The following is a 23,573-nucleotide window of genomic DNA, read 5'->3' on the forward strand; positions in this document are numbered from 1 at the left end:
ATAGGCAGACCCTATCGTGGTCGTATGCAACTGCAGCAGCTCCGCTATTTCACCGCCGTGGCAGAGACCCTTCACTTCACCCGGGCCGCCGAACGGGTCCATGTCTCCCAGCCGTCGCTCTCCCAGCAGATCCGGGCGCTGGAGCAGGAGCTCGGTGCCGACCTCTTCCGCCGCGCCCGGGGCAACATCGCCCTCACCGACGCCGGTCATGCGCTGCTCCCCCTCGCCCGCCGGATCCTCGCCGACACCGAGACGGCCCGCCACGAGGTGCAGGAGGTGGCCCAGCTGCGCCGGGGCAGGGTCCGGCTCGGTGCCACGCCCAGCCTGTGCACCGGTCTGCTGCCCCAGGTGCTGCGCACCTTCCATGATCTGCACCCGGGCATCGAGATCCGGATCGAGGAGTCCGGCTCGCACGATCTCGTGCGCGAACTGGCACGTGGCGCGCTCGACCTGGCGCTCGTGGTGCTGCCGCTGCCGTCCTCGTCACCCGCACTCAGCACCGTCGAACTGCTGCGGGAGGACCTGGTGGTGATCTCTTCACCGGCCGCGCCCGCGCCGCCGGCTCCGCTGCGGATCGCGGATCTCGCGGGCGAGCCGCTGGTGATGTTCCGGCACGGCTACGACCTGCGGGAGCTGACGGTGGCCGCCTGCCGGGCCGAGGGGTTCGAGCCGTCGTACACGGTGGAGGGCGGCGAGATGGACGCCGTGCTCGGGTTCGTCAGGGCGGGTCTCGGGGTCGCCGTGGTTCCGGCGATGGTGGCCGAGGGGGTGGGCGGGGACCTGCGGGTGACCCCGCTCGCCGGGCCCGGCCTGCGCCGGACGATCGGGCTCGCGCACCGCAGTGACGTCGCGCCGCCGCGGGCGGCCCGCGAGCTCCAGCGGGTGCTGCTGGACTCGCGGGCCGAGGAGGGGCGTCAGACCGCGTCGGCCAGTACCAGGGTGTGAATCCGGTCGGGGGCACCTGGCCGCGCGTAGTACCAGCCCTGGGCGGTGTCGCAGCCGAGCTCCCGCAGCTGCTCCGCCTGCGCGCCGGTCTCCACTCCCTCGACCGTCACGGCCAGCTCCAGGCTGTGGGCGAGCGACACGATGCCCTCGACGATCTTGAGGTCGACAGGGTCCGCGGGGTGACGTTGCATGCCCTGTGTGAAGGATCGATCCAGCTTGAGCACGCTCACCGGCAGCCGGCGCAGGTTGGCGAGGTTGGAGTAGCCGGTGCCGAAGTCGTCGAGCGCTATGTCGACTCCCATCTCGGCCAGTTGCCGCAGGGGCTTGAGCCGGTCCTCGTCGGCGCCGATCAGGGCCGACTCGGTGACCTCCAGGCACAGCGCGCCCGGTTCGAGGCCCGACCGCTCGAGCACGTCGACGGTGTCGGCCACCAGCCCTGGGTGCTGGAGCTGGGCCGGCGAGAGGTTGACATTGATCCGCAGCGGTCCACCGTCGGTGTGCCGCCGGCTCCAGAACCGGGCCTGGCGTACGGCCTCCTTGAGCACCCACCGTCCCAACGGCACGATCAGCCCGGTGCGTTCGGCGAGCGGGATGAACCGGTCGGGGCCGAGCACCCCGTGCTGCGGGTGACACCAGCGCACCAGCGCCTCCGCACCGTGCACGCTGCCGTCGCCGAGGTGGACGAGCGGCTGGTACTCGATGAAGAACTCACCGCGCTCCAGTGCGGCGGGCAGCGCGTTGGTGAGCCCGTGCCGGGTGATGGCACGGGCGTCGGCCTCGGGGTCGGCGAGCTCGAAGCGGTTGCCGCCGGCGGACTTGGCCCGGTACATGGTGATGTCGGCGCTGCGCAGCACCTCGGCGCTGGTCCGCTCGCCTGCCGGCCCCTCGACGATGCCGATGCTGCCGCGAACGGTGAACTCCCGGCCGTCCACCCGAATCGGGGTGGCCAGGGCGTTCAGGATGCGGCCGGCGAGCTCGTCGACCCCGCGCCGCGTGTCGGGCCCGGTGGTCAGCGCGACGAACTCGTCACCACCGAGCCGGGCGACCATCTCGCCCGGCGCGGTCGCGCAGCTCTGCAGCCGGTCGGCGACCTCCACCAGCAGCCGGTCGCCGGTGGCGTGGCCGAGACTGTCGTTGATGGTCTTGAAGCCGTCGAGGTCGAGGTAGCACAGGCCGAAGCGGGCGCCGTCAGTCGCGCCGACGGCCTTCTCCAGGCGCTCGAAGAACAGGGTGCGGTTGGGCAGTCCGGTCAGCGCGTCGTGCGTGGCCTCGTACCGCAGCCGGAGATTGAGCAGGCGGCGCTCCGTGGTGTCCTCGAACAGCGCCAGCTGGTACTGCGGCTCGCCGTCCGCGTCGCGCAGCAGGGAGACGGTCAGATTGGTCCACAGGACGGTGCCGTCGTTGCGGTAGAACGGCTTCTCGACCCGGTAGTGCTCGAGCTCGCCCTTCACCAGCTCCCGGTACAGCTCCCAGACCTGCGGCCGGTCCTCCGGGTGCGCCCAGTCGGTGACCTTGCGCCCGCGGACATGGTTCTCGAGACCGCCGAACATCTGGGTGAGCGTGTCGTTGACCTCGAGCACATTGCCTTCGAGGTCGGCGATCCCGATGCCGATCGCGGCACCCTCGAACACCGCACGGAAACGGGTCTCGGTGGCGTGCATGGCCTGCAGCGCCTCACTGCGTGCCAGCAGCGACGAGCGGGCGATGGACTCCTGCTCGGCCAGCGTGCGTTCGCGCAGCGCCTGAGCGAAGCCGGCGGCGAGCGCGTGCTGCAGCCTGGCGCAGCGTGCCCTGCTCTCTTCCGCGCTCTGCGCGGGATCGCCGCAGTAGAGCACCAGATAGGCGTCGACCACGCCGAGGGTGCGGCTGAGGGCGTCCGGGTCGGTGCAGTGCGCGCCGACGAGCGCTGCGCCCACCTGGTGCGCGGGCTGGGCGGTGAAGGGGCGGGCATGGAGCGCGGTGCTCAACTCCGTCGCGAGCGGCAGCAGATGCTGTTCGAACTCGGGCCGGGTCATCGACGTGGCCGTGGCGGGGAAGATGGCCCGGCTCCAGATCGTCGCGAACCGCCTGAGCCGGTCCTCCAGCACGCCCGGGTGCCCCTCCGGATCGGCAACCTCTGTCGTTTGCCTCACGCCTTGCGCCCCACCCCGGCGAAACCGGAGAAGGCATACGGATCCTCCTGGCCGGTCGGCCCGTCCGGCCGCCAGTGCGGCATGGACACCAGACCGGGTTCGACCATCTCGTAGCCGTCGAAGAACCGCGCGATCTGCTCACGCGAGCGCATCACCAGCGGGTTGCGGATCCCCCGGTACACCTCGACGGCGCCACCCGCCCGTTCGGCAGGCAGTGGGATGCCCTCGAACGACGCGTGGGTGAGCAGCAGCAGACTGCCGGGGGCCAGCGCGTCACGCAGCTCGGCCACGGCCGCGTACGGCTCGTCCTCGTCCTGGAGGAAGTGCAGTACGGCGACGAGGAGCAGCGCCACCGGCCGTTCCAGGTCGAGCAGTCCGGCCGCCGGACTGTCGAGGATCTGCCGCGGTTTACGCAGATCGGCGGCGACGACGTCCGACTGCTCGTCACCGTCGAGCACGGCCCTGCTGTGCGCGACGGCCACCGGGTCGTGGTCGACGTAGAGGACCCGCGCGTCCGGGGTTGCCTTGCGTGCGACCTCGTGGACATTGCCGAAGGTCGGAATGCCGGAGCCGATGTCGAGGAACTGCGTGATCCCCGCGTCCACGGCGTAATTGACCGCGCGGCGCATGAACGCCCGGTTCGCCTGCATGATCTTGGGGAGTCCCGGCAGGAACTCCATGGCCTTGCGCGCGGCCGCCCTGTCGACCTCGAAATTGTGGGAGCCGCCCAGGTAGAAGTCATAGATGCGGGACACGCTCGGCACCGATATGTCGATGCCCTGCGGGGCCCAGGCGGGACGCTCCATCGATGTCTCCAACAAGTCGCCACGGGGGAGTTCGGCCATGTCCATGGCCGGTGTTCGAGCCGAGGCTACTGATCGCCCGCCAAGAGGGCGAGTCCAAACGGAAATTAGCGGTCCGTTCTTGGTCACACCTGTTCGTCACTGGCCCTTGGCATCCAGCCCTGTCATGAGCCTCCTGCACATGCGCCGAGCCCGCCGCACGCGCGAGGGCGTGCGGCGGCCCGACGCTGGCCGGAGGCGCAGCGTGGGGACTACTTGGGCGCTCCGACCGGCTTGCCCTCGGGCGAGACGGCGTACCAGGTGCCACCGACGCCCTGGCCGTTGGTGTCGCCCGGCTTGGCGTCGCCCTTGAAGGTGTAGATGGGCCAGCAGTCGATGGTCTGCTGCACGATCCCGTCGGGGCGGTCGAAGGTGACGAAGCCCTTCTTGAGGATTCCTTCGGTGTCGTTCTTGTCGACGGGCGCCACGACCGGCCACTTCTCGAGGCACTCGCCGGTGCAGGCCGTCTTCATGGGCCAGGCGGAGTCCTTCATGAACCGGTAGACCGTCATGCCGTTCTTGTCGACCACGATCTCGCCGAGCTTGGGGTCGTTGCGTACGGAAAGCCCCGCGAGATCGGCGGGCTCGGTGCCCTCGTCGCCGCCGGCCCCGGCGTCCGCACCCGGTGCGGCCTTCTTGCCGTCGGGAGCGGCCGCGTACCACGTGCCGCCGATGCCCTGGCCCTTCACGTCGCCCGCCTTGGTGTCCTTGGCGTAGCGGTACATCGGCCAGCCGTCGATGGTGAGCTGCTTGGTGCCGTCCGCCCTGGTGACCTCGCCGATCAGGGACGGGTCGACGCCGGGGGCGGCGGACGCGCCGCCGGCCGCCACGACGGGCCAGGTCTTGGCGCAGTCGCCTTCGCAATTCGACTTGGGCGGATTGGCGGTGTCCTTGTCGAACCGGTAGAGGGTGAGGCCCTTGCTGTCGGCGACGACCTTGCCCAGTTCCTCGCTCTCCCAGACCGCGAGTTGTCCGGCCGGCGAGGCGGCGGCCGCCCCGCCGCCCGTGTCCGAGCCGTAGCCGGCGTCGGAGCCGTATCCGTTCCCGGGCTGAGCGGCGGGGTTGGCGGCACCGACCGCCTGACCGTTCGGGGTTTCGGTGCCCTTCTCCTGACCGCACGCCGTCGTCAGCGCGAGTACGGCCGCCGCAGTCACCGCGAGCGAGGCGTTCCGCCAGGTGTTCATGTCCACTCCCGTAGTTCATTCAGACCGGTCCGGCGCCCGGAGCGCCGTTCATGGTCCTAGGTACGGACGGGAGGGCGGCACGCGTTCAACCGCATTGAAAAAAACTTTGGGGTCGCGACCGCGAACGGTCGAAATCCCGCTTCCAACAGGAGCATTCCCCTCAAGCGGAGCCGCCGGAGAATTGGCCGAAACTCAACTGCCTCATCGGACGTGTCAGTCACTCGGTGTACCGGAATCGTTCCAGAGCGCCGATGACCTGACTCCGCATCGTGGCACTCCCCTTGTGCCCGGAGTCGTCCACGATCACCAGTTCCGCACACGTCCAGCCACGGCTCAGTTCCCAGGCCGTCTCCAACGGCGAACTCAGATCAAGACGGCCGTGGAAGAGCACTCCGGCAATTCCTTTCAGGTGCCGCGCGTCACGCAGCAACGCCCCTTCCTCCAGCCATGCTCCGTGCGCGAAGTAGTGGGTCGCGATCCGCACCAGTGCGATCCGCGCGTCCGAGGGCCGCCCGCTGTAGGGGTCGGGACCGCCATTCGGCTCCAGGGACAGTACGGCGTCCTCCCAGCGGCACCAGTCGTCGGCCGCCTGCTCCCGCACCGCCCGGTCGTCGCTCTCCATCAGCCGCGCGTAAGCGGCCACCAGGTCGCCTCCGCGCCCGGCCTCGGGCACGCCGGCCCTGAAGCGGTCCCACTGCTGGGGGAAGAAGCGGCCGATACCTCGGTACAGCCAGTCGATCTCCCGCCGCCGGGTCGTCGTGACGCCGTCGACGACGATCTCGGACACCCGCAGCGGATGGCGCTCGGCGTAGGCCAGCAGCAGCGTCGAGCCCCACGACCCTCCGTACAGGAGCCAGCGTCCGATCCCGAGGTGCTCGCGCAACTGCTCCATGTCCGCGAGCAGATGGCCGGTGGTGTTGTGCCGCATGTCGGCGGCCGGGTCGGAGGCGTGCGGTGTGCTGTGCCCGCAGCCGCGCTGGTCGAACAGCACGATCCGGTAGGCATCGGGGTCGAAGTAACGGCGCATACGGGGATTGCAGCCCGATCCCGGCCCGCCGTGCACGACGAGCGCGGGCTTGCCCCGCGGGTTGCCGCACACCTCCCAGTGGACGAGGTTCCCGTTCCCCACGTCGAGCATCCCCTGCTCGTACGGCTCGATGGGCGGATACAGCTCGGCCATGGAGACGTCCCCTCGATCCAAAATTACAACAGCGCTGTTACATTATCCGTATGCCCTCCCCCGCCCAAGGCCCCTCCGCCCAAGGCCCCTCCACCCACGCCCCGTCTCCCGGCCCCGAGTTGCTCGGCACCCGTCTGCGCCTCCTGCTGACCCTGCTCGACGACGGCGTCGCAGCCGTCCATGACCACCTGGGCCTCGAAGGCGTGCGTCCCCGCTACGTCCCTGCCCTGCGCACGCTCGCCGCCGAAGGCCCGAGTTCGATCCAGGAGCTGGCCGCGGCAACCGCTGTGACCCACTCGGCGGCGAGCCAGACCGTCGCCCAGCTGGCCAGGGAGGGCCTGGTCACCGTCGGCCCCGGCAGCGACGGGCGCCGGCGCATCGCGTCGCTCACCGCGAGGGCCGAGTCCCTGCTGCCCGCCCTGGACGCCGAGTGGCGGGCGACGGCCGCGGCTGCCGCCGCCTTCGAGGGCGAACTGTCGTTCCCGCTGAGCGAGCTCATCGGCGAAGCGCTGGAAGCCCTGCGGCGGCGGCCCATGCACGAGCGCATCCTGGACGCGGCACCTCTTCCCACCCGAAACGGGCGCTGAAACGCCGACACGCACATGGTTCCCCCTGCACGGCTCAGCAGAATGACCCGTTTGCCCTACACCGATCGCGGGGGACAAACACCCCTTTTAGCGTTTCGGTGATCGAGGTGCATTTCCCGACCCCTGCGGAAATCGTTCCGCGACTGCCCCTCGGGACCGGAGGACCACCATGCGCGCGATACGTGCCGCATCCGCCGCTCTGCTGGGAGCGGCCGCACTCGCAGTGACGGCGGCCCCCACGGCCATGGCCGTCAACAACACGCCGTACGACTTCAACGTCACACCCTCCACCGTCGCGGCGGGCGGCCGCGTCACCCTCACCGCGGGCGGCTGCCCCAGCAGCACCACCGTCACCTCCGCCGTGTTCGACACCGTCACCGTCCCCCGCAACGGCGCCGCGACAGCCGTCGTCGACTGGGACGCCAGGCCGGGCGCTGTGTACACGGTGAACTTCAACTGTGTCGGACGGACCGGCACACTCGACCTCACCGTCTCCGGCGGTTCCACCCCCACCGCCGGCTCCACGAGGACCGCCCCGCCCGCGGGCGTGCGCGGCGGCGAGGGCGGCAGTTTCGAGGGCATGAACGCCGCGGAGATCGCCATCGGCGGCGCTCTGATCGCGTCCGCGGTCACCGCGACGGTGCTCGTCGTGCGCAGGCGGTCGACGAACCGTCAGCACTGATGGCCGCAGCCACCCGGCTCACCCGTCGTCCGCGTGGGCGCTCGGCCCGACCCTCCCCACCTCGGCACCAGGCGCCGACCGCTCGTCGCCCCGGGTCCTGATCAGGACCCGGGGCGATGAGCGGTTGCGGCCGGACCGGAGGTTCAACGGGTCAGGCCGGACCACCGACCGTGCGACGGCGGCGGACGATGAACAGGCTGCCGCCCACCGCCGCCGTGGCGACCAGACCCGCACCGATCGCCATTTCGGCCTTGCTCGGGCCGATCGAGCCGCCGAGTCCGCCCTGTGCGCCGCGGCCGGACAGGACCCGGAACGAAGCCGTGGCGGTCTGCCCATTGTCGTTGCACCTGACCGTCAGGCTGTAGTTGCCGGGAGTCGCGTTGTTGCGGACCCGGGCCGTGGCGACCATCTCGCCGCCCCTGCCGTTGCCGCCGACCCCGTCCCCACCGTTACCGCCCCTGCCGTCGCCGCCGTTGCCGCCCCTGCCGTCGCCCCCGCCCTCGAAGCCGTTGCCGCCCCTGCCGTCGCCCCCGCCCTCGAAGCCGTTGCCACCCCTGCCGTCGCCACCGTTACCGCCCCTGCCGTCGCCACCGTTACCACCTCTGCCGTTGCCGCCCCCGTCGCCACCGTTACCACCCCTGCCGTCGCCCCCGCCCTCGAAGCCGTTGCCACCCCTGCCGTTGCCACCCCCGTCGCCACCGTTACCGCCCCTGCCATCGAAGCCGTCTCCACCGTTGCCGTTGCCACCCCCGTCGCCACCCCTGCCGTTGCCACCCCCGTCGCCACCGTTACCCCCCCTGCCATCGAAGCCGTTGCCGTTGCCACCCCCGTCGCCACCCCTGCCGTTGCCACCCCCGTCGCCGCCGTTACCCCCCCTGCCATCGAAGCCGTTGCCGCCGTTGCCGCCGAAGTCACGGTCCCCCCGCTCCCCCGGGCTTCCTCCGGAGCCCCTGTCGGCGGGGGAGAGGGTGGCGTCCGGGAACGCGTTGGAGCTGACCACGCCGCCACGGCGGCAGCCGTCGACGGTGATGGTCAGGATGCCGCCCGGGTGTACCGCGGACGGGCTGACCTGAACGTTCCTCGGGCCGCCGCCACCGGCGGCAGCCATGGGAGCGCACAGTCCGACGGCCGCGCAAGCGGTCACCGTCGCTGCTAGAGCGCGTGAGGCACGCATCGTTGAACCTCCAGAAGGAAGACGCCCCAAAGCGGCGCTCCGGGATATTCGACGAGTACGTCTTCCATGACGAACAATCACTGGCTGGTGCTTTCATCGCATTTCGGCCTTGGTCCACCCCGGTGAGCCGACACGCCGGTGAAGCTCTGCGTGACCTGACGGAGCCGCAGGTCACAGAGCATCAGGACTTTTATCCGCCCGCATACTCGGATGGGGCACCCCGACTGGCCCCAGCCACCCGTTCGCGCTTCCCTGCTCGCCGGAGTGCCCCACCCCGCTTAGCGTGCCGACAAGCGCGCGAAGGGAGAACCATGGGCCAGGACAGGTACGGCTGGGAGTCGAGGAGGCGCTCGCCCTGGGGCGTACTGGCTCTTGCGATGCTCACCGGCATCGCTCTCGTCAAGAACGGTGTGGACGTGGGCCTCGGGCCGCCTCAGCCGGCGGCCGCCGCGTCGCAGGCCAGGGCGGGCGAGACGTTCCTTCCCGTGCCGCTCGAGCCGCTGCCGTACGCCGCGCCGGAGCGGGTGCGCATCCCCGCCCTCGAGGTCGACGCCCCGATCGTGAACGTCGGCCTGGACCAGGACGGCTGGGTGGCGGCGCCGCCTGCGCAGGACCCCAATCTGGCCGGCTGGTACCAGAACGGCATCTCCCCCGGTCAGCGCGGCACGGCCGTCATCGTGGGGCACGTCGACAACCAGGCGGGACCCGCCGTCTTCTACGGCCTCGGCTCGGTCAGGACGGGCCACCACATCGAGGTGCCACGCTTCGACGGCCGTGTCGCCGTCTTCGAGGTGTACGGGGTCGAGGTCTTCTCCAAGCACGACTTCCCCGGCGTGCGGGTGTACGCCGACACGGGCCAGCCGGAGCTGCGGGTGATCACCTGTGGCGGCGGCTACTCCAAGGCGGACGGCTACGACGGCAACGTCGTCGTCTTCGCCCGTATGGTCAAGGTGGTCTGAGGCGGACCTCAGCGGCGCGGCACCGTGATCCAGTAACCGTCGTCGAGCAGTTTCGGCAGATAGCTGCGCAGCGCCGCCACGCTCTGCGACCGGTTGCCGCCCGCGTCGTGCGAGAGCACGACCACCCCGGGCGCGGCGCCCCGCATGACCCGCCGGACGATGGCCGAAGTGCCCGGCCGTGTCCAGTCGAGGGTGTCGAGCGTCCATCCGAGCGGCTCCATGCCGAGTTCCGCGCCGATCTCGAACGAGTGCCTGTTCCAGGCGCCGTAGGGGGCGCGGTACCACAGGGGTGCCTCGCCCAGGGACTTCTCGATCACCTCGCTGGTGCGGCCCAGCTGGTCGCGAATGCCGGACGGCGGCAGCTTCGGAACCAGCGGGTGCGACCAGGTGTGGTTGCCGACCACATGGCCGTCGTCGGCCATCTCGCGCAGCAGGTCGCGGTTGTGGGTCGCCATCTCACCGCAGACGAAGAACATCGCGCGTACCCCGTGCTCGCGCAGGATGGCGAGGATGTCCGGGGTGTAGCGGGGGTCGGGGCCGTCGTCGAAGGTGAGCACCATGGTGCGGCCCATGCCCGGGATCTCGAGGAAGGGCCGCTTGCGCACGGGCGGCCGGGCACGCCGCAGGGCCGGCTCCGCATACGCCGCCATGGGCTGCAGCCGGTAGGTGGTGGCCTTCGGCGGAGGGGCGGCGGCCTGCGGGCCTCCGGCCTCCCCCTCGACGGCGGGCCGTCCCGGAGTCTCGGCCTGCTCTCTGACGAACAGGCCTCCGACCACGGCGGCACCGAGGCATGCGGCGATGCGGAACACCGAGCGGCGACCGAGAGGCATCTGATCCTTATTCATGACCAACTGCTCGCACGCCCGCCGCCGCCACCGGTTGATCAACACCTGCGGCACGAGTGAATCCACCCGATGGGAGCAGCACCCGGGGGGTCCGTACGGCTCCTGCCGAGGTGGGGCCCGGCGGGCGGTTCGCCGGGAGTCGATAACCTCGATTGTGTGACCGAGCAACCGTCCCACCGGTTCGAACGGGGCACCGACGGCCCGAAGGTGATCGTCGTCGGCCTCGACGGCTCCGACTCGTCGCTGCGCGCGGCCGCGTACGCGAGCGGTCTGGCCCGGCGGCAGAACGCGCTGCTCGCGATCGTCTACGTACAGCCGCTGATACCGGCGGGCGCCGCCCTGGGCATACCGGTGGCCGACACGACCGGAGAGATCGCCGAGGCGCTGGTCGCGGAGACCCGGGCGGCGGCCGAGCGGGTGCGGGGCATCTGGGACGTGCGCTGGGAGTTCCACACGTTCCGCGGCGACCCGTACACCGGGCTGGTGACGGCGGCGGACGAGCTGCGGGCGGACGCGGTGGTGGTGGGAGCCTCCGAGTCGGCCGGGCACCGGTTCGTCGGGTCGGTCGCCGTCCGGCTGGTGAAGGCGGGGCGGTGGCCGGTGACCGTGGTGCCCTGAGCACCGCGATCGTCGTCAGCGCCCCATGGTGAGCTTGTCTCGCGCCGCGGCCACGGATGAGGCGGCGCCGGCGGCGGCCCCGGTGGATGATCGGGTCGTGCGGGAGTGAGTCCCCGCCGGAGAGGGTGAAGCCGCGAGGCTTGGAGTCGGCACGGGCTGCCGGGGCTCGCCGAGCCGGTGCGGCGCGCGGTCGGGTGGCCGGGGTCGTGTCCGGCACGGCCCGCGGCTCCTGCGAGCGGGACGGCACAGGCGGCCGCCGCGTGGTCCGGGTCGCGAGGGCCGCATCGCCGACCAGCTCCCGTTGGATGATCAACGTGATTTGCGGACGAACCGAATCCGCAGGGGAGGAACGGCCGGCTCGAGCGACGCGACCGACACGGTCGCTGCAACGGACCCGCACGTTCCACTGGCTCCGGCGGCCCGGTCGACCGCTCACCGCACCACTCGCCGCTCGGGTGCCACCGTTCGCCGACAGACCGCGTCCCGCTGTCTGTCGCTGGGCGCCGGGGATGGGTTCCTATACGCCACGTGGCAGCGGACTCCGCGGAGAAGGGTGCAGACGATGGCGACGGCGACCGCGACGACCGACGAGCAGGCCATGGCGGAACTGCAGCGCGAGCACGGCCCCGCACTGCTGAGTTTTCTGCTGGGGCTGACCTACGGGGACCAGCAGCGCGCCGAGGACCTGCTGCAGGAGACGCTGGTACGGGCCTGGCAGCACCCCGAGGCCTTCGCCGCCCCGTACGAGTCCATGCGCCCCTGGCTGTTCACCGTGGGACGCCGTCTCGCCATCGACGCCCGGCGCTCCCGGATGGCCCGCCCCCCCGAGATCGGAGACGGCGTGCTGGCCACCACCCCGGACCCGGCCGACGTCACCGAGAGCGCGGTCGCCGCTCTCGACGTACGGGCCGCGGTCGGCTCTCTGAGCCCCGAACACCGTGCCGTGCTCGTCCAGATCTACTTCCACGGGCTGAGCGTCAACGAGGCCGCGCAGGCCCTCGGCATTCCGCCGGGCACCGTCAAGTCGCGTTCCCACTACGCGCTGCGCGCTCTTGCCCGCTGTCTGCCCGGGTACAGCAGGCGCACCGCCACCTCCGTCCCGCCAGCCACGGTGGTGGCTGCCTCCCCCACCGGCCGCGGTCGTCGGGCGACCGTATGCGAAACGTCACGCGCAAGTTGAGCAAAGACGCCCTCCCCTGCGTGTGTGTCGGTGGAGGCTCGTCATCGAGAGCGAACCCAGTCGTACGGAAGAGGGTGGGGCAACGTGCGGCCCGGAAGTACGAACGGCACCAGCGGAGGCGGGCTCGCCGTCCCCATGGCGTGGCTGTGCGCCGAATACACCGCGGACGAGATGCTGCGCACAGCGGCCCTGGTCGCACCCGACTCGCTCGAGTTCCGGGCCGGTCGGCAGACGCTCGCCCTCACCATCCATCTGTGCGCCGGCGCCGATCCGCTCGCCGGCACGGCACCGCTGGCCCGCGTCGACGACTGGCTGGCCGTCACCGCGTACGGGCACCCCTGGCCCGAGTGGGTGCGGGAACGGCTCGCGGCCCGTGCAGAACGGGAGCGGCACGGCCGCGAGGACCCCGATCTGGCGCTCGCCGCGGCCGCCTGGCGTCTGCTGCAGGGCACCCAACTCCTCGCCACCGACCTCCGGGGCCTCGAGCCGTGGCACCCCTCCCGTCCCGCGGACTCCCCACCGAACGAGGCGGCGCGGGTGTGGATGCCGGCCTGGGAGCTCGGACTGCCCCTCGGGCACCTGGCGATCCACCTGTGGTGAACCGGCCGCTGCGGCGGGCGGGCATCAGGTCAGGGTGCGGGAGGCGGCCGAGGAGTGGACGCCCGCACGGTACTTGGGGATACGGACGGTGATCTTCATCCCGGCGCCGACTGCGGTCTCGATGACCAGGCCGTAGTCGTCCCCGTACACCTGCCGCAGCCGCTCGTCGACGTTGCTCAGGCCGATGCCCGACGAGGTCGTCCGCTCCCCGGCGAGGATGCCGCGCAGCACGTCCGGGTCCATGCCCACGCCGTCGTCCTCTATGGTCACCATCGCCTCCGCGCCCGCGTCCTGGGCGGCGATCGTGACGCGGCACTCGTTCCTGGAGTCCTCGAGCCCGTGCTTGACGGCGTTCTCGACAAGTGGCTGGAGGCACAGGAACGGCAGGGTGACCGGCAGGACCTCCGGGGCGACCTGGAGCGTGACCTTGAGCCGGTCGCCGAAGCGGGCACCGGCGAGCGCCAGATACTGCTCGATGGAGCGCAGTTCGTCGGCGAGTTGGGTGAACTCGCCGTGCCGCCGGAACGAGTAGCGCGTGAAGTCGGCGAACTCGAGCAGCAGTTCGCGGGCCCGCTCGGGGTCGGTGCGGACGAAGGACGCGATCGCGGCCAGCGAGTTGAAGATGAAGTGCGGGGAGATCTGGGCCCTCAGGGCGCGGATCTCCGCCTCTATCAGGCGGGTGCGGGACCGGTCCAGCTCGGCCAGTTCCAGCTGTACGGAGACCCAGCGAGCCACCTCACTGGCCGCCCGCACAAGGACGGCCGACTCCCGGGAACCGTAGGCGACCAGCGCGCCCAGCACCCCCTCCTCCCCGGTCAGCGGCGCGATGACGACCCAGCGCAACGGGCACTCCAGCTCGTCGCACTCGGCGTGGACGCTCCGGCTGCGCCCCGAGTCGAGCACCTCGGCCACCAGCGCCATCACCTGCTGCCGGTGGCGGTCGGCGCCGGGGCCGTCCCAGGCGAGCACCGCGTCGCGGTCGGTGAGGCAGAGGGCCTCTGTCCCGAGCAGCGGGCGCAGCCGCCGGGTGGCCTTGCGGGCGGTGTCCTCCGTGAGCCCCGCCCGCAGCGGCGGCGCGGCGAGGGAGGCGGTGTGCAGGGTGTGGAAGGTGGCCCGTTCGACGGGCGTTCCGAGGTCGAGGTCCGGCCGGTCTCCGCCGCGGCCGGCCGTCAGCCGGCCGATCGCCGTACCGAGGGCCAGCAGCAGGATCCCTGCTGCGGCGAGCGCAGCCACCCCGGTCCCGGTCATCGTGGTGCTCCTTCCCGCTGTGGCCGGCCCACCAGGCCTTCCGGCAGATGCAGCCTGGCCAGGGTGGCCGCGGCGCCGACGGGTATGCGGCGCGGGGTGGCCAGCGACACACCGATCATGGTCCCGAACCCGAGCGGCACCGACCAGACGGCAGGCCAGGCCATCAGCGTGTGCGCCCAGCCCTCCGGAGCCAGCCCGGCGCGGGTGGCCATCACCGCGGTCAGCGCGGCGCCGCCCCCGACGACGAGACCGGCCGTCGCGCCGGGCGGGGTGAGGCCACGCCACCAGATGCCGAGGATCAGCAGCGGGCAGAAGGAGGAGGCGGAGACGGCGAAGGCGAGGCCGACCGCGTCGGCGACCGGCATGTTCGTCGCCACCACGCTCAGGGCGAGGGGCGCGGCCATCGCGAGCAGGGTCGCGAGGCGGAAGTGCCGTACACCGCGCGAGGGCAGCACGTCCTGGGTGAGCACTCCGGCCACGGACATGGTGAGCCCGGAGGCGGTGGACAGGAACGCGGCGAACGCGCCTCCGGCGAGCAGCGCGCCGAGCAGTTCGCCGGCGAGCCCGCCGACGATGCGTTCCGGCAGCACGAGGACCGCGGCGTCGGCGGTGCCGGTGAGCGCCAGTTCGGGTGCGTAGATGCGGCCGAGGGCACCGTAGACGGGCGGGAGCAGATAGAAGGCGCCGATGAGCCCGAGCACGACCAGGGTGGTGCGGCGGGCTGCACGCCCGTTGGGGCTGGTGTAGAAGCGGACGGCGACGTGGGGCAGCCCCATGGTGCCGAGGAAGGTGGCGAGGATCAGTCCGTACGTCGCGTACAGCCGGTAACCGTCCCGGCCGCCGGACAGCGGCTGCGACCAGCTGAACGGATCAGTGCCCCCGGCGGTCCGCCGGGGGACCTCGGCCCCCTCGGGAAAGCCCAGCGTCGTGCCCGCCTCGATGCGGTGCGTGCCTTCGGCGAGCGCGACGGGGCGCTCCTTGTGCCGATCGCCGTCGACCGTGCCGGAGACGGTGAGGGTCAGCGGCTCCTCGAAATCGACCCGGACGGTGTCGTCGACGCGTACGGCGGTGTGCTTGTGGAAGACGGCGGGCGCGTCGAACCGGGCGCGCGGGGCGTCGTCGCCGGCCCAGGCCACGACCAGGAACAGCGCCGGCACCAGCAGCGCGGTGAGCTTCAGCCAGTACTGGAAGGCCTGTACGAAGGTGATGCTGCGCATGCCGCCGGCGGCGACGGCTCCCGTGACGACGACGGCGACGACTACGCTGCCGAGCCAGTCCGGCGCGCCGGTGAGGATCTGCAGGGTCAGGCCCGCGCCCTGCAGCTGCGGCAGTAGGTACAGCCAGCCGATGCCGACGACGAAGAGGCTCGCGAGCCTGCGCACCTGTGCCGATTCGAGGCGTGCCTCCGCGAAGTCGGAGAGCGTGTACGCCCCCGAGCGGCGCAGCGGGGCGGCGACGAGCACCAGCAGGACCAGATGGCCGGCCGTGTAGCCGACCGGGTACCAGAGCATCTCGGGGCCCTGGAGGAGCACCAGCCCCGCGATGCCCAGGAAGGACGCGGCGGAAAGGTACTCGCCGCTGATGGCAGCCGCGTTGAGGGCGGGTTTGACCGTGCGGGAGGCGACGTAGAAGTCGGAGGTGGTGCGGGATATGCGCAGGCCGAGGGCGCCGACGAGCACGGTGGCGAGCACCACGACGGTGACGGCGGTCACCGCGTAGGTCTGGTTCACGTGGCTTCTCCCGCGGGCCCCGTCAGCGGCCCTCGACGAGCCGGCTGAAATCGCGCTCGTTGCGCTCGGCGCGGCGCACGTACCAGCGGGCGATCAGCCACATCACGGGGTAGACGACCACACCGAGCGCGGCCCAGACGAACGGCTCCGGCGACCCGGGCGAGCCGCCGAGGGCGGCGGGCAGTGCGAACAGCAGCGGCAGCGAGCCGACGAGCAGGGCGAGCGTGCCGAGCGCGTACAGGGCTGCCCGCAGCTGACTGCGCATCAACGAGCGGACATAAGTGGTGCCAAGGGTGGTCTGCTCGCTGATCTCGGAGCGGGCGGGCGCGTGGCCGGGCGGGCGGCGGGTGCCGCGCGGCACACCGGTGACCACCTGACGGCGTGGGACTTGCTCTGCAGACATCGTCGTCCGCTCCAGCGTCTGTCGGCGAACTCGGGGAGATGGTGGAGTCTACGCAGGAGCGATTACCGACGGTAGAGACGAGATGAGCCGTCCCCGGCCGCCGCGGGGCGACGGGTCAGCGGCCGGTGTCGCGGACGCAGTCGCGCAGCGCGATCTCCAGCTCGACGTAGGACTCCTCGGCCCTGCGGAAGGCGACCTCCAGGGCCGCTTCCGCACGCGGCCCGGCGATGCCCCGCGCCGACTGCCGGATCTCGTACAGCACATCGGCCCAGCGGCCCGCGGCGCTGCGCACGGTGGAGAGGAGCGCTTCGAGGTCGTGGGCGTCGGCCGGGCAGGTCGGCGGAACGCCGCGGAGCTCGTCCAGCAGTGCGTCGATGTCGCGCATCAGGCCCTTTCTTCCCGGCCCGGTCAAGGTTAGGCGGCAGCGGGTTTCGGCCGTGGCCAGGTCCGGTGCCGCGTCGCCGTGCGGCAGGATCCGGGCGGCGAACGGTCGCCGGTGATCGCCGAACGGTCGGTCCGGGCCTGATCCGCCGGGCAGGGTCTAACCTCTGGCGTGCCGCAGCAGCAGGTCACGCAGCTGGCGGGCGTGCCGTCGGCTGACCGCGAGTTCGGCGTCACCTACCCGTACGGTCGTCGCGCCGGCGTCCAGCCGCAGTTCGTCGATGCGGCCCAGGGCCACCAGGTGGCTGCGGTGGATGCGGACGAACCCGCGCGATGCCCAGCGCTCCTCCAGGGCGGACAGCGGGATACGGACCAGATGACTGCCCGCGGCGGTGTGGAGGCGGGCGTAGTCGCCCTGTGCCTCGACATAGGTGATGTCGTCCACTGCCACGAAGCGGGTGACCCCGCCCAGCTCGACGGGTATCTGCTCCGCTCCCCCGCCCGGGCCGGCCGGCACCGTCTCCGGCGCCGGCGCGGGCTGCTCCGCCCGCTGCGGTTCGCGCAGCGCGACGACCAGGTCGCGGACCCTGCGCACCGCTTCGGCGAGCCGTTCCCTGCGCACGGGCTTGAGCACGTAGTCGACGGCCTTCAGGTCGAACGCCCGGACCGCGAAGCCCTCGTGTGCCGTGACGAAGACGATCAGCGGCGGCCTGGCGAATCCGGCGAGCAGCCTCGCGACGTCGAGTCCGGTGAGCCCGGCCATGTGGATGTCGAGGAACACGACGTCGATCGCGTCCTCACCGTCGGGTCCGGCCTCCAGGGCCCGTCCGATGCGGCGCAGCGCCTCCGTGGCGTCCGTTGCGCCCTCCGCGCTGTGGATCCGCGAGTCGGCACGCAGGAGGTAGAGCAGTTCCTCGAGCGCCGGTTTCTCGTCGTCGACAGCCAGTACGCGCAGCATGCAGCGGAGTCTAGGGCGGCTCCGGGCGGTGCGGCCACGCCCTGAGGGGGCGGCCGGCTTTGCGATTGCGCCTGTCTGGCCCCGGGTTGAGCAGAGCGCCTTCCTGCTGCGTATTCCCGGGTGACCGCCCGTAACACCTGAGGAAACGAGGACCGCCCATGAGCCGGCAGCAGCCGCACCAGGATGTGGCCGCCTATGCGCTGGGCATCCTGGAACCGGCCGACGCCTATCGATTCGAGGAGCATCTTGCCGGTTGCGTCGGGTGCACGGTGGGGCTGTCCGACTTCACCCCCGTCGCGACCGCGCTGTCCGAGCTGGCCGGACCCGGCCGGATCGACGCCCGCCCCGGTCCACAACTGCTCGAGCGTCTGACCGGCGCCGTGGTGGTGCAGCGTCGGCGGGACCGCAGGCGCCGCTTCCGGCTGGTGGCCGTGGCTGCCGCGCTGATCGTCGCGCTGCCCGTCGCCGTGGTGACGGTTCGGGGCGCCGAGGAGCCCGCCGCGCCGCGGGTCGTGGCGTCGGATCCGGTCTCCGGTGTCACCGCGTCGGTGGCGCTGGAGGACCGCGACTGGGGCACGACGGTCGCGATGCGACTGACCGGGCTCGCCGGTCCGCGTACCTGCCGGCTGGTTGCGATCGGCAAGGACGGGGTCGAACATCCGGTGCTCAGCTGGTGGGTGCCGAAGGGCGGCTACGGCGTCCAGGAGGAGTCCGGCCGGCAGGGACCGCTGGACCTGGAGGCGAGCACGGGCCTGCACACGGCGGAGATCGGCCGCTGGGAGGTCCGTTCGGACAGCGGCGAGCGGCTCCTGTCGATCGGCGGCTGAGCCCGCGGCCAGGCGTCACTTGAGCAGGCGGGAGAGCCTGCGGTCGGCGAGCGGCTTGCCACCGGTCTGGCAGGTGGGGCAGTACTGCAGCGACGAGTCGCTGAAGGACACCTCGCGCACGGTGTCCCCGCAGACGGGGCAGGGTTCGCCGGTGCGGCCGTGGATGCGCAGTCCGCTCTTCTTCTCCGACTTGAGCCGGCCCGCCGCCAGGCCGCGGGAGCGTTCGACGGCGTCGCCGAGCGTCGCACGCAGGGCGTCGTACAGTGCGTCCCGCTCCGCGTCGTCCAGGTTCTGCACCGGTTTGAAGGGCGACATCTTCGCCGCGTGGAGGATCTCGTCGCTGTACGCGTTGCCGATGCCGGCGATCAGGCTCTGGTCGCGCAGCGCGCCCTTGATCTGGCGCCGTTCGCCGGCGAGCACCCGGGCGAAGGCGGCGCGGTCGAAGTCGTCGGCGAGCGGGTCGGGCCCGAGACTGACGACACCGGGGACGTCGGCCACATCGCGTACGAGGTGCACGGCGAGGCGTTTGGTCGTGCCGGCCTCGGTCAGGTCGAAGCCGTCGCCCTCGGCAAGAACCGTGCGAAGGGCCAGCGGGCCCTTGCCGGGCCGGGGCGGCGCCGCGGGGAACTCGTCCTTCCACTGGAGCCAGCCCGCCCGGGCGAGGTGGATCACCAGGTGGAGGCCACCCACGCTGATGTCGAGCCACTTGCCGTGCCGGTCCACGGCGGTGACCTGCGCACCTTCCACGGCGGAGAGCGGCGGGTCGTACGTCTTGAGCACGCTGATGGCCACCGGCAGCACACGGGCGATGCCGCGGCCCACCAGATGGCTGTCGAGGAACTCGCGCAGCGCCTCGACCTCGGGCAGTTCCGGCATGCCTCCACCCTGCCGCAGCAGGCGGGCCGTCGCGCGCCGAATCGCTCGAAGCAGCCGTCGGCGGGTGCGGTTCGAACAGCAACGGCGGCTCCATCTGCCCGGGACCCCCGGAGCTTGGGAGACGGGAAGCCGGGTACCCGCGATCCGCACGGGCCGCACCGAAGGAGATCTCCATGCCTGCCCCGGACGCCCTGGCGGAGTACCGCCGCAAACGCGACTTCCACCGGACCAGCGAGCCCTCGGGAAGCGGCGGCCCCCGAGACGCAGACGCCCGCTCCTTCGTGGTGCAGATCCACGACGCGAGCACCATGCACTTCGACTTCCGCCTGGAGGTGGACGGCGTGCTCAAGAGCTGGGCCGTCCCCAAGGGGCCGTCCGCCGATCCCGGGGCGAAACGGCTGGCCATGCCGACCGAGGACCATCCCATGGAGTACGCGGACTACGAAGGGGTCATCGCGCCGGGCGAGTACGGGGCCGGAGCCGTCATCATCTGGGACGAGGGCACCTACCGCAGTCTCGCCACCGACCGGCGCGGAAACGAGGTCCCGTTCGGCGAGGCACTGGAGAGGGGACACGCCTCGTTCTGGCTCGACGGCTCAAAGCTGCACGGCGGCTATGCGCTCACCCGTACCCGCGGCGGCAAGGACGGTGAGCGCGAGACCTGGCTGCTGGTGAAGAAGCAGGACCGGCACGCCTCCTCGCACAACGCCCCGGAGCCGCGCCGCGCCCGGTCGGCGCGCACCGGCCGCACCCTCAAACGGGTCGCGGCGGATGCGGCGGCGGACCGTTCCTGAATCGGCGCTCGCACCGCGCCGCGGCCGAGACCGTGGGCGAGGATGGTGCGGATGATGTTCTCGGACGCCGTCTACGCGGCCCTGGGAGTCGGCGCGCTGGCGGCCGCGGTCGTGCCGCGGATGGTCTTCCGGCGCCCCTTGTCGATGCCCATGGTGTTCCTCGCGGCGGGCGTGGTCCTCGCCGCGCTGCCCCTTCCGGTGCCGGTCGTCGACCCGGTACGGGACCGGCTGTGGGTCGAGCACGTCACCGAGGTCTGCGTGATCGTGTCGCTGATGGGTGCGGGCCTTGCCATCAACCGCCCTTTCGGTGCACGCGCCTGGGCGGGCCCCTGGCGTCTGCTGGCGGTCACCATGCCCCTCACGGTGGCCGCTGTCGCGGTGGCTGCCTGCTTCCTGCTGGACTGGCCCCCTGCCCTCGCCCTGCTGCTGGCCGCGGTGCTCACGCCCACCGACCCGGTTCTTGCCGCGGAGGTACGGGTCGGGGAGCCCACCGACGATGAGCACGACGAGGACGAGGTGCGCTTCACTCTCACCAGCGAGGCCGGTCTCAACGACGGACTGGCGTTCCCTTTCGTCCTCGCCGCGCTCGCCCTCGCTGCCACGACCGCTTCCGGCTGGTCCGCCGAGTGGATCGGCGGCTGGCTGCTGACCGACCTGCTCGGACGGAGCGCCGTCGGCGTACTGACGGGTCTGGCGGTCGGCATGCTGCTCGGCCGGATGTTCTTCCGTGCCAGGGCCCCCGCCCTGAGGCTGTCCGAGCACATGGAGGGCTTCGTCGCCCTGGGCGCGACCTTCCTGTCCTACGGCGTCGCCGAACTGCTGCACGGCTACGGCTTCCTCGCGGTCTTCGTCACCGCCTGCGCCGTCCGGGCGGCCGAGCGGAGCCATGGCTATCACAAGGTGCTGCACGAGTTCACCGAGCAGATCGAGCGGCTGCTGACCGCCTTTCTGCTCTTCCTGCTCGGCGGGTATCTCGCCGCCGGGGGCCTCGCCGCACTCACATGGCAGGCCGCCCTGGTCGCCGTCCTGCTCATCCTCGTGATCAGGCCGCTCACCGGATGGGTCGCCCAGTTCGGATTCAGGACCGGCCCCCGCGAGCGGCTGGTAGCCGCCGCGTTCGGGATCCGCGGCATCGGCTCGCTGTTCTACCTCTCGTACGCCCTCGGCCGGGGCCACTTCGCCGAGTACGCCGAGGAGCTGTGGGCGGTCGTGGCCTTCACCGTCCTCGCGTCCGTCATGCTGCACGGCGTCGCGGCCACCCCGGCGATCAGCCGCCTCGACCGGCTCCGCGACAGCACCGGCCGGCCACCGTGACGGGGGTGCGGGACGGCCGTCGCTTCACAGCGGGGACCGGTCCGGCATCAGGAATTCGCACCACACGCACTTGCCGCTGCCGCGTGACTCGACGCCCCAGCTGTCGGACAGCCGATCCACCAGCATCAGACCCCGGCCGGAGACGCCCGTCACGCCCGGCTCGCGCCGACGCGGCAGCGCGCTGGAGCGGTCCTCGACCTCGACCCGCAGGCGCCGTTCCTGGCCGGTCGGCACCCGTACCGTGACGATCGCGCCGCCGTCGGTGTGCATCAGCGCGTTCGTGATCAGCTCGTCGGCGGCCAGCTCGATCTCGTCCGCGCGGTGGCGGGCCCCCCACGCCCCCACGGCGGTGCGGACCATGTGGCGGGCCGAATGCAAGGCCTCGGGGTCGCCCTGGGCGACGTGCTGCTGGAGGCGGCCGCCGGCCCGGGCGGCGTAGGCGCCCTTGCGGCGCAGCAGCAGGAGCGCCACGTCGTCGTCGCCGCCGCGTTCGTCGACCACTTCGCAGAGCCGGTCGGCCAGCAGCTGGAGATCGCGCGGGCCACTGTGGACCAACTCGGACAGCAGCTGCATCCCGTCGTCGAGGTCCGCGCCCGGCTGTTCGACGAGGCCGTCGGTGTACAGCACCAGTGTCTGTCCCGGGTCCAGCTCGACGGTGCCGACCGGGTACTCCAGGCGGCCGAACTCCGCGGAGAGCCCCAGCGGCAGACCGCCTTGGAGGGCCAGCCGGCGGCAGCTGCCGTCGGGCTCCCTGATCAGCGGGTCCACGTGCCCGGCCCGGACCGCCTGCACCACCCCGGTCGACAGATCCACCTCGGCGTAGGTGCAGGTCGCGAACCGGTCTGTGTCCAGCTCGTGCAGGAAGACGGAGGCGCGGGCCATCACGGTGGCGGGCGTGTGGCCCTCGGCGGCGTAGGCACGCAGGACGATGCGCAGCTGTCCCATCACGGCGGCCGCGTGCGTGTCGTGTCCCTGTACGTCCCCGATGACCGCCCCGACGCGGCCGCCGGGCAGCGCGATGATGTCGTACCAGTCGCCGCCGATGTCCCTGCCGAACCGCGCGGAACGGTAGCGCACCGCGATCTGCGCACCCGGCACCTGGGGGATCCGCCGCGGCAGCATGGCCTGTTGCAGACCCTCGGCGAGATCGTGCTCCTGCTCGTACAGCACAGCGCGCTGGAGGCTCTGCGCGATGCTGCTGCCGAGCGCGACCAGCAGATTGCGCTCCTCGGCGCTGAAGGCGGTCTTGTCGCGGTAGAGCAGGCCGAGCGCTCCGATGGGGCGGGCCTGCGCTATCAGCGGCAGATAGGCGGCGGCGGAGATGCCGAGTCCCCTGATGTGCGGCCACAGGGTCGGGTAGGACCGGGCGAAGTCGGCCTTCGACTCGATGAAGCGGGGGATGAGCGTGCGCACCACTTCGCTCATCGGGTACTGCTCGTCGACCCTGGTGTAGCGGGTGCCCGGCACGAAGGAGCCCTCCGGGCCCTCCGCCACGAGGTGGATCCGGCCGGACTCGAGGAGTCCCATGACGAGGCTGGTGGCGCCGAGGTGTTCCAGACCGTGGGAGTTCTTGAGCAGTTCGATGACGTCCTGCACGGTCCGCGCGTGGGCGAGGGCGGCGGTGGTGCTCTCGACGACGCTGGTCTGTCTGCGGCGTTCGAGGTCGACCTCGACATGGGTGGCGGAGTCGGTGAGCTCCTGGGTGGCGTCCCTGACGATCCCGATGATGCGCACCGGGCGGCCGGTCTCGTCCCGCCGTACGCAGGCCTGGGTGTGCGTCCAACGCAGATTGCCGTCGCGGCACCGGATGCGGAAGTAGGCGCCGTAGTTGTCGTTCCCGTTCTTCAGGGCCTGGGCCACCAAGGAGTCGAGACGGACGGCTTCGTCGGCGGGTACCCGGACTCCCAGGTTCTCCGGGCGACCGTCGTACTCGTCCGGGCGCAGGTCGAACACCTCGAGGCCGGGCCCGTCCATGTGCATCAGCCCGCTGGTGAGGTCCCAGTCGAAGGTGCCCATCCGGTTGAGGATGAGACTCACATCCGCGTGCGCCGGCCAGTCGTCGGGGAGCGACAGGGCACCCGCTGCCCGATCAGCCATGGGGCTACTCTGTCATG

General features: G+C 71.7%; 23 protein-coding genes. 10 read left to right on the forward strand and 13 right to left on the reverse strand.

Features of this window, described 5'->3' with window-relative positions; genetic code table 11:
• Nucleotides 1–24 precede the first annotated feature (24 nt).
• Nucleotides 25–945 carry a LysR family transcriptional regulator gene (locus IE198_RS00670; protein ID WP_189881537.1) on the forward strand — a complete coding sequence of 307 codons (921 nt, stop codon included), beginning with the start codon at nt 25–27 and terminating at the stop codon, nt 943–945.
• On the opposite strand, the gene IE198_RS00675 is transcribed toward IE198_RS00670, so the two are convergent.
• The 4 genes from IE198_RS00675 to pip form a co-directional block, all read right to left on the reverse strand.
• A complete protein-coding gene (locus tag IE198_RS00675; protein ID WP_189881539.1) occupies nt 915–3,077 on the reverse strand; it encodes a putative bifunctional diguanylate cyclase/phosphodiesterase in 2,163 nt (720 codons plus the stop codon). The two genes, IE198_RS00670 and IE198_RS00675, sit on opposite strands and share 31 nt — an antisense overlap.
• Nucleotides 3,074–3,883, reverse strand: a complete 810-nt coding sequence (locus IE198_RS00680) for an SAM-dependent methyltransferase (protein ID WP_189881541.1) — start codon at nt 3,881–3,883, stop codon at nt 3,074–3,076. The genes IE198_RS00675 and IE198_RS00680 overlap by 4 nt, the downstream gene beginning before the upstream one ends.
• Before the next feature lie 248 nt (nt 3,884–4,131).
• Entirely contained in the window at nt 4,132–5,103 is a 972-nt protein-coding gene (locus IE198_RS00685) for an SCO0930 family lipoprotein (RefSeq protein ID WP_189881543.1), read from the reverse strand.
• 217 nt (nt 5,104–5,320) lie between these two features.
• Nucleotides 5,321–6,283 (reverse strand): prolyl aminopeptidase, encoded by a 963-nt coding sequence (gene pip, locus IE198_RS00690; RefSeq protein ID WP_189881545.1) that lies wholly within the window; start codon nt 6,281–6,283, stop codon nt 5,321–5,323.
• A 50-nt stretch (nt 6,284–6,333) separates the two neighbouring features.
• Here pip and IE198_RS00695 point away from each other — a divergent pair, with 50 nt between their 5' ends.
• Nucleotides 6,334–6,870 carry a MarR family winged helix-turn-helix transcriptional regulator gene (locus IE198_RS00695; protein ID WP_189881547.1) on the forward strand — a complete coding sequence of 179 codons (537 nt, stop codon included), beginning with the start codon at nt 6,334–6,336 and terminating at the stop codon, nt 6,868–6,870.
• A gap of 169 nt (nt 6,871–7,039) precedes the next feature.
• Nucleotides 7,040–7,552, forward strand: coding sequence for a hypothetical protein (locus tag IE198_RS00700; protein ID WP_189881549.1), 513 nt, complete (start codon nt 7,040–7,042; stop codon nt 7,550–7,552).
• A gap of 151 nt (nt 7,553–7,703) precedes the next feature.
• Here IE198_RS00700 and IE198_RS36500 read toward each other — a convergent pair whose 3' ends face one another.
• Nucleotides 7,704–8,660, reverse strand: coding sequence for a hypothetical protein (locus IE198_RS36500; RefSeq protein WP_189881550.1), 957 nt, complete (start codon nt 8,658–8,660; stop codon nt 7,704–7,706).
• Nucleotides 8,661–9,037: 377 nt separating this feature from the next.
• Here IE198_RS36500 and IE198_RS00710 point away from each other — a divergent pair, with 377 nt between their 5' ends.
• Nucleotides 9,038–9,685, forward strand: coding sequence for a class F sortase (locus IE198_RS00710; RefSeq protein ID WP_189881552.1), 648 nt, complete (start codon nt 9,038–9,040; stop codon nt 9,683–9,685).
• 8 nt (nt 9,686–9,693) lie between these two features.
• Here the strand turns inward: IE198_RS00710 and IE198_RS00715 are convergent, their stop codons facing one another.
• Nucleotides 9,694–10,530 (reverse strand): polysaccharide deacetylase family protein, encoded by an 837-nt coding sequence (locus IE198_RS00715; protein ID WP_229833660.1) that lies wholly within the window; start codon nt 10,528–10,530, stop codon nt 9,694–9,696.
• 156 nt (nt 10,531–10,686) lie between these two features.
• Here IE198_RS00715 and IE198_RS00720 point away from each other — a divergent pair, with 156 nt between their 5' ends.
• From IE198_RS00720 to IE198_RS00730, 3 genes are all read left to right on the forward strand, one after another.
• Nucleotides 10,687–11,148: a universal stress protein gene (locus IE198_RS00720; protein WP_189881554.1), complete on the forward strand. Its 462-nt coding sequence runs from the start codon at nt 10,687–10,689 to the stop codon at nt 11,146–11,148.
• A gap of 562 nt (nt 11,149–11,710) precedes the next feature.
• On the forward strand, nt 11,711–12,328 hold the full coding sequence (locus tag IE198_RS00725; protein WP_189881556.1) for a sigma-70 family RNA polymerase sigma factor: 618 nt from the start codon (nt 11,711–11,713) through the stop codon (nt 12,326–12,328).
• A gap of 84 nt (nt 12,329–12,412) precedes the next feature.
• Nucleotides 12,413–12,928, forward strand: a complete 516-nt coding sequence (locus tag IE198_RS00730) for a hypothetical protein (RefSeq protein ID WP_189881559.1) — start codon at nt 12,413–12,415, stop codon at nt 12,926–12,928.
• 24 nt (nt 12,929–12,952) lie between these two features.
• Here the strand turns inward: IE198_RS00730 and IE198_RS00735 are convergent, their stop codons facing one another.
• From IE198_RS00735 to IE198_RS00755, 5 genes are all read right to left on the reverse strand, one after another.
• Nucleotides 12,953–14,176 carry a sensor histidine kinase gene (locus IE198_RS00735; protein WP_189881561.1) on the reverse strand — a complete coding sequence of 408 codons (1,224 nt, stop codon included), beginning with the start codon at nt 14,174–14,176 and terminating at the stop codon, nt 12,953–12,955.
• Nucleotides 14,173–15,906 carry a sodium/solute symporter gene (locus IE198_RS00740; RefSeq protein ID WP_189881563.1) on the reverse strand — a complete coding sequence of 578 codons (1,734 nt, stop codon included), beginning with the start codon at nt 15,904–15,906 and terminating at the stop codon, nt 14,173–14,175. The genes IE198_RS00735 and IE198_RS00740 overlap by 4 nt, the downstream gene beginning before the upstream one ends.
• Before the next feature lie 22 nt (nt 15,907–15,928).
• Nucleotides 15,929–16,309: a hypothetical protein gene (locus tag IE198_RS00745; protein WP_189881565.1), complete on the reverse strand. Its 381-nt coding sequence runs from the start codon at nt 16,307–16,309 to the stop codon at nt 15,929–15,931.
• Between the two features lie 115 nt (nt 16,310–16,424).
• Entirely contained in the window at nt 16,425–16,694 is a 270-nt protein-coding gene (locus tag IE198_RS00750) for a hypothetical protein (RefSeq protein WP_100110365.1), read from the reverse strand.
• Nucleotides 16,695–16,850: 156 nt separating this feature from the next.
• Entirely contained in the window at nt 16,851–17,648 is a 798-nt protein-coding gene (locus IE198_RS00755) for a LytR/AlgR family response regulator transcription factor (RefSeq protein ID WP_189881567.1), read from the reverse strand.
• Nucleotides 17,649–17,806: 158 nt separating this feature from the next.
• Between IE198_RS00755 and IE198_RS00760 the strand changes: the two genes are divergently transcribed.
• Nucleotides 17,807–18,475 carry a zf-HC2 domain-containing protein gene (locus tag IE198_RS00760; RefSeq protein WP_189881569.1) on the forward strand — a complete coding sequence of 223 codons (669 nt, stop codon included), beginning with the start codon at nt 17,807–17,809 and terminating at the stop codon, nt 18,473–18,475.
• Nucleotides 18,476–18,490: 15 nt separating this feature from the next.
• Here the strand turns inward: IE198_RS00760 and IE198_RS00765 are convergent, their stop codons facing one another.
• Nucleotides 18,491–19,351 carry an Fpg/Nei family DNA glycosylase gene (locus IE198_RS00765; protein ID WP_189881571.1) on the reverse strand — a complete coding sequence of 287 codons (861 nt, stop codon included), beginning with the start codon at nt 19,349–19,351 and terminating at the stop codon, nt 18,491–18,493.
• 173 nt (nt 19,352–19,524) lie between these two features.
• Between IE198_RS00765 and IE198_RS00770 the strand changes: the two genes are divergently transcribed.
• Nucleotides 19,525–20,145: a DNA polymerase ligase N-terminal domain-containing protein gene (locus tag IE198_RS00770; RefSeq protein ID WP_189881573.1), complete on the forward strand. Its 621-nt coding sequence runs from the start codon at nt 19,525–19,527 to the stop codon at nt 20,143–20,145.
• 51 nt (nt 20,146–20,196) lie between these two features.
• Nucleotides 20,197–21,459: a cation:proton antiporter gene (locus IE198_RS00775; RefSeq protein ID WP_189881575.1), complete on the forward strand. Its 1,263-nt coding sequence runs from the start codon at nt 20,197–20,199 to the stop codon at nt 21,457–21,459.
• 24 nt (nt 21,460–21,483) lie between these two features.
• On the opposite strand, the gene IE198_RS00780 is transcribed toward IE198_RS00775, so the two are convergent.
• The gene (locus IE198_RS00780; RefSeq protein WP_189881577.1) at nt 21,484–23,556 is read right to left on the reverse strand and encodes a SpoIIE family protein phosphatase; all 2,073 of its coding nucleotides are present in this window, start codon (nt 23,554–23,556) and stop codon (nt 21,484–21,486) included.
• Between the last annotated feature and the right edge of the window lie 17 nt (nt 23,557–23,573).

Source organism: Streptomyces xantholiticus, from assembly GCF_014651015.1.
In the GTDB taxonomy this organism is placed as follows: Bacteria; Actinomycetota; Actinomycetes; order Streptomycetales; family Streptomycetaceae; genus Streptomyces; species Streptomyces xantholiticus.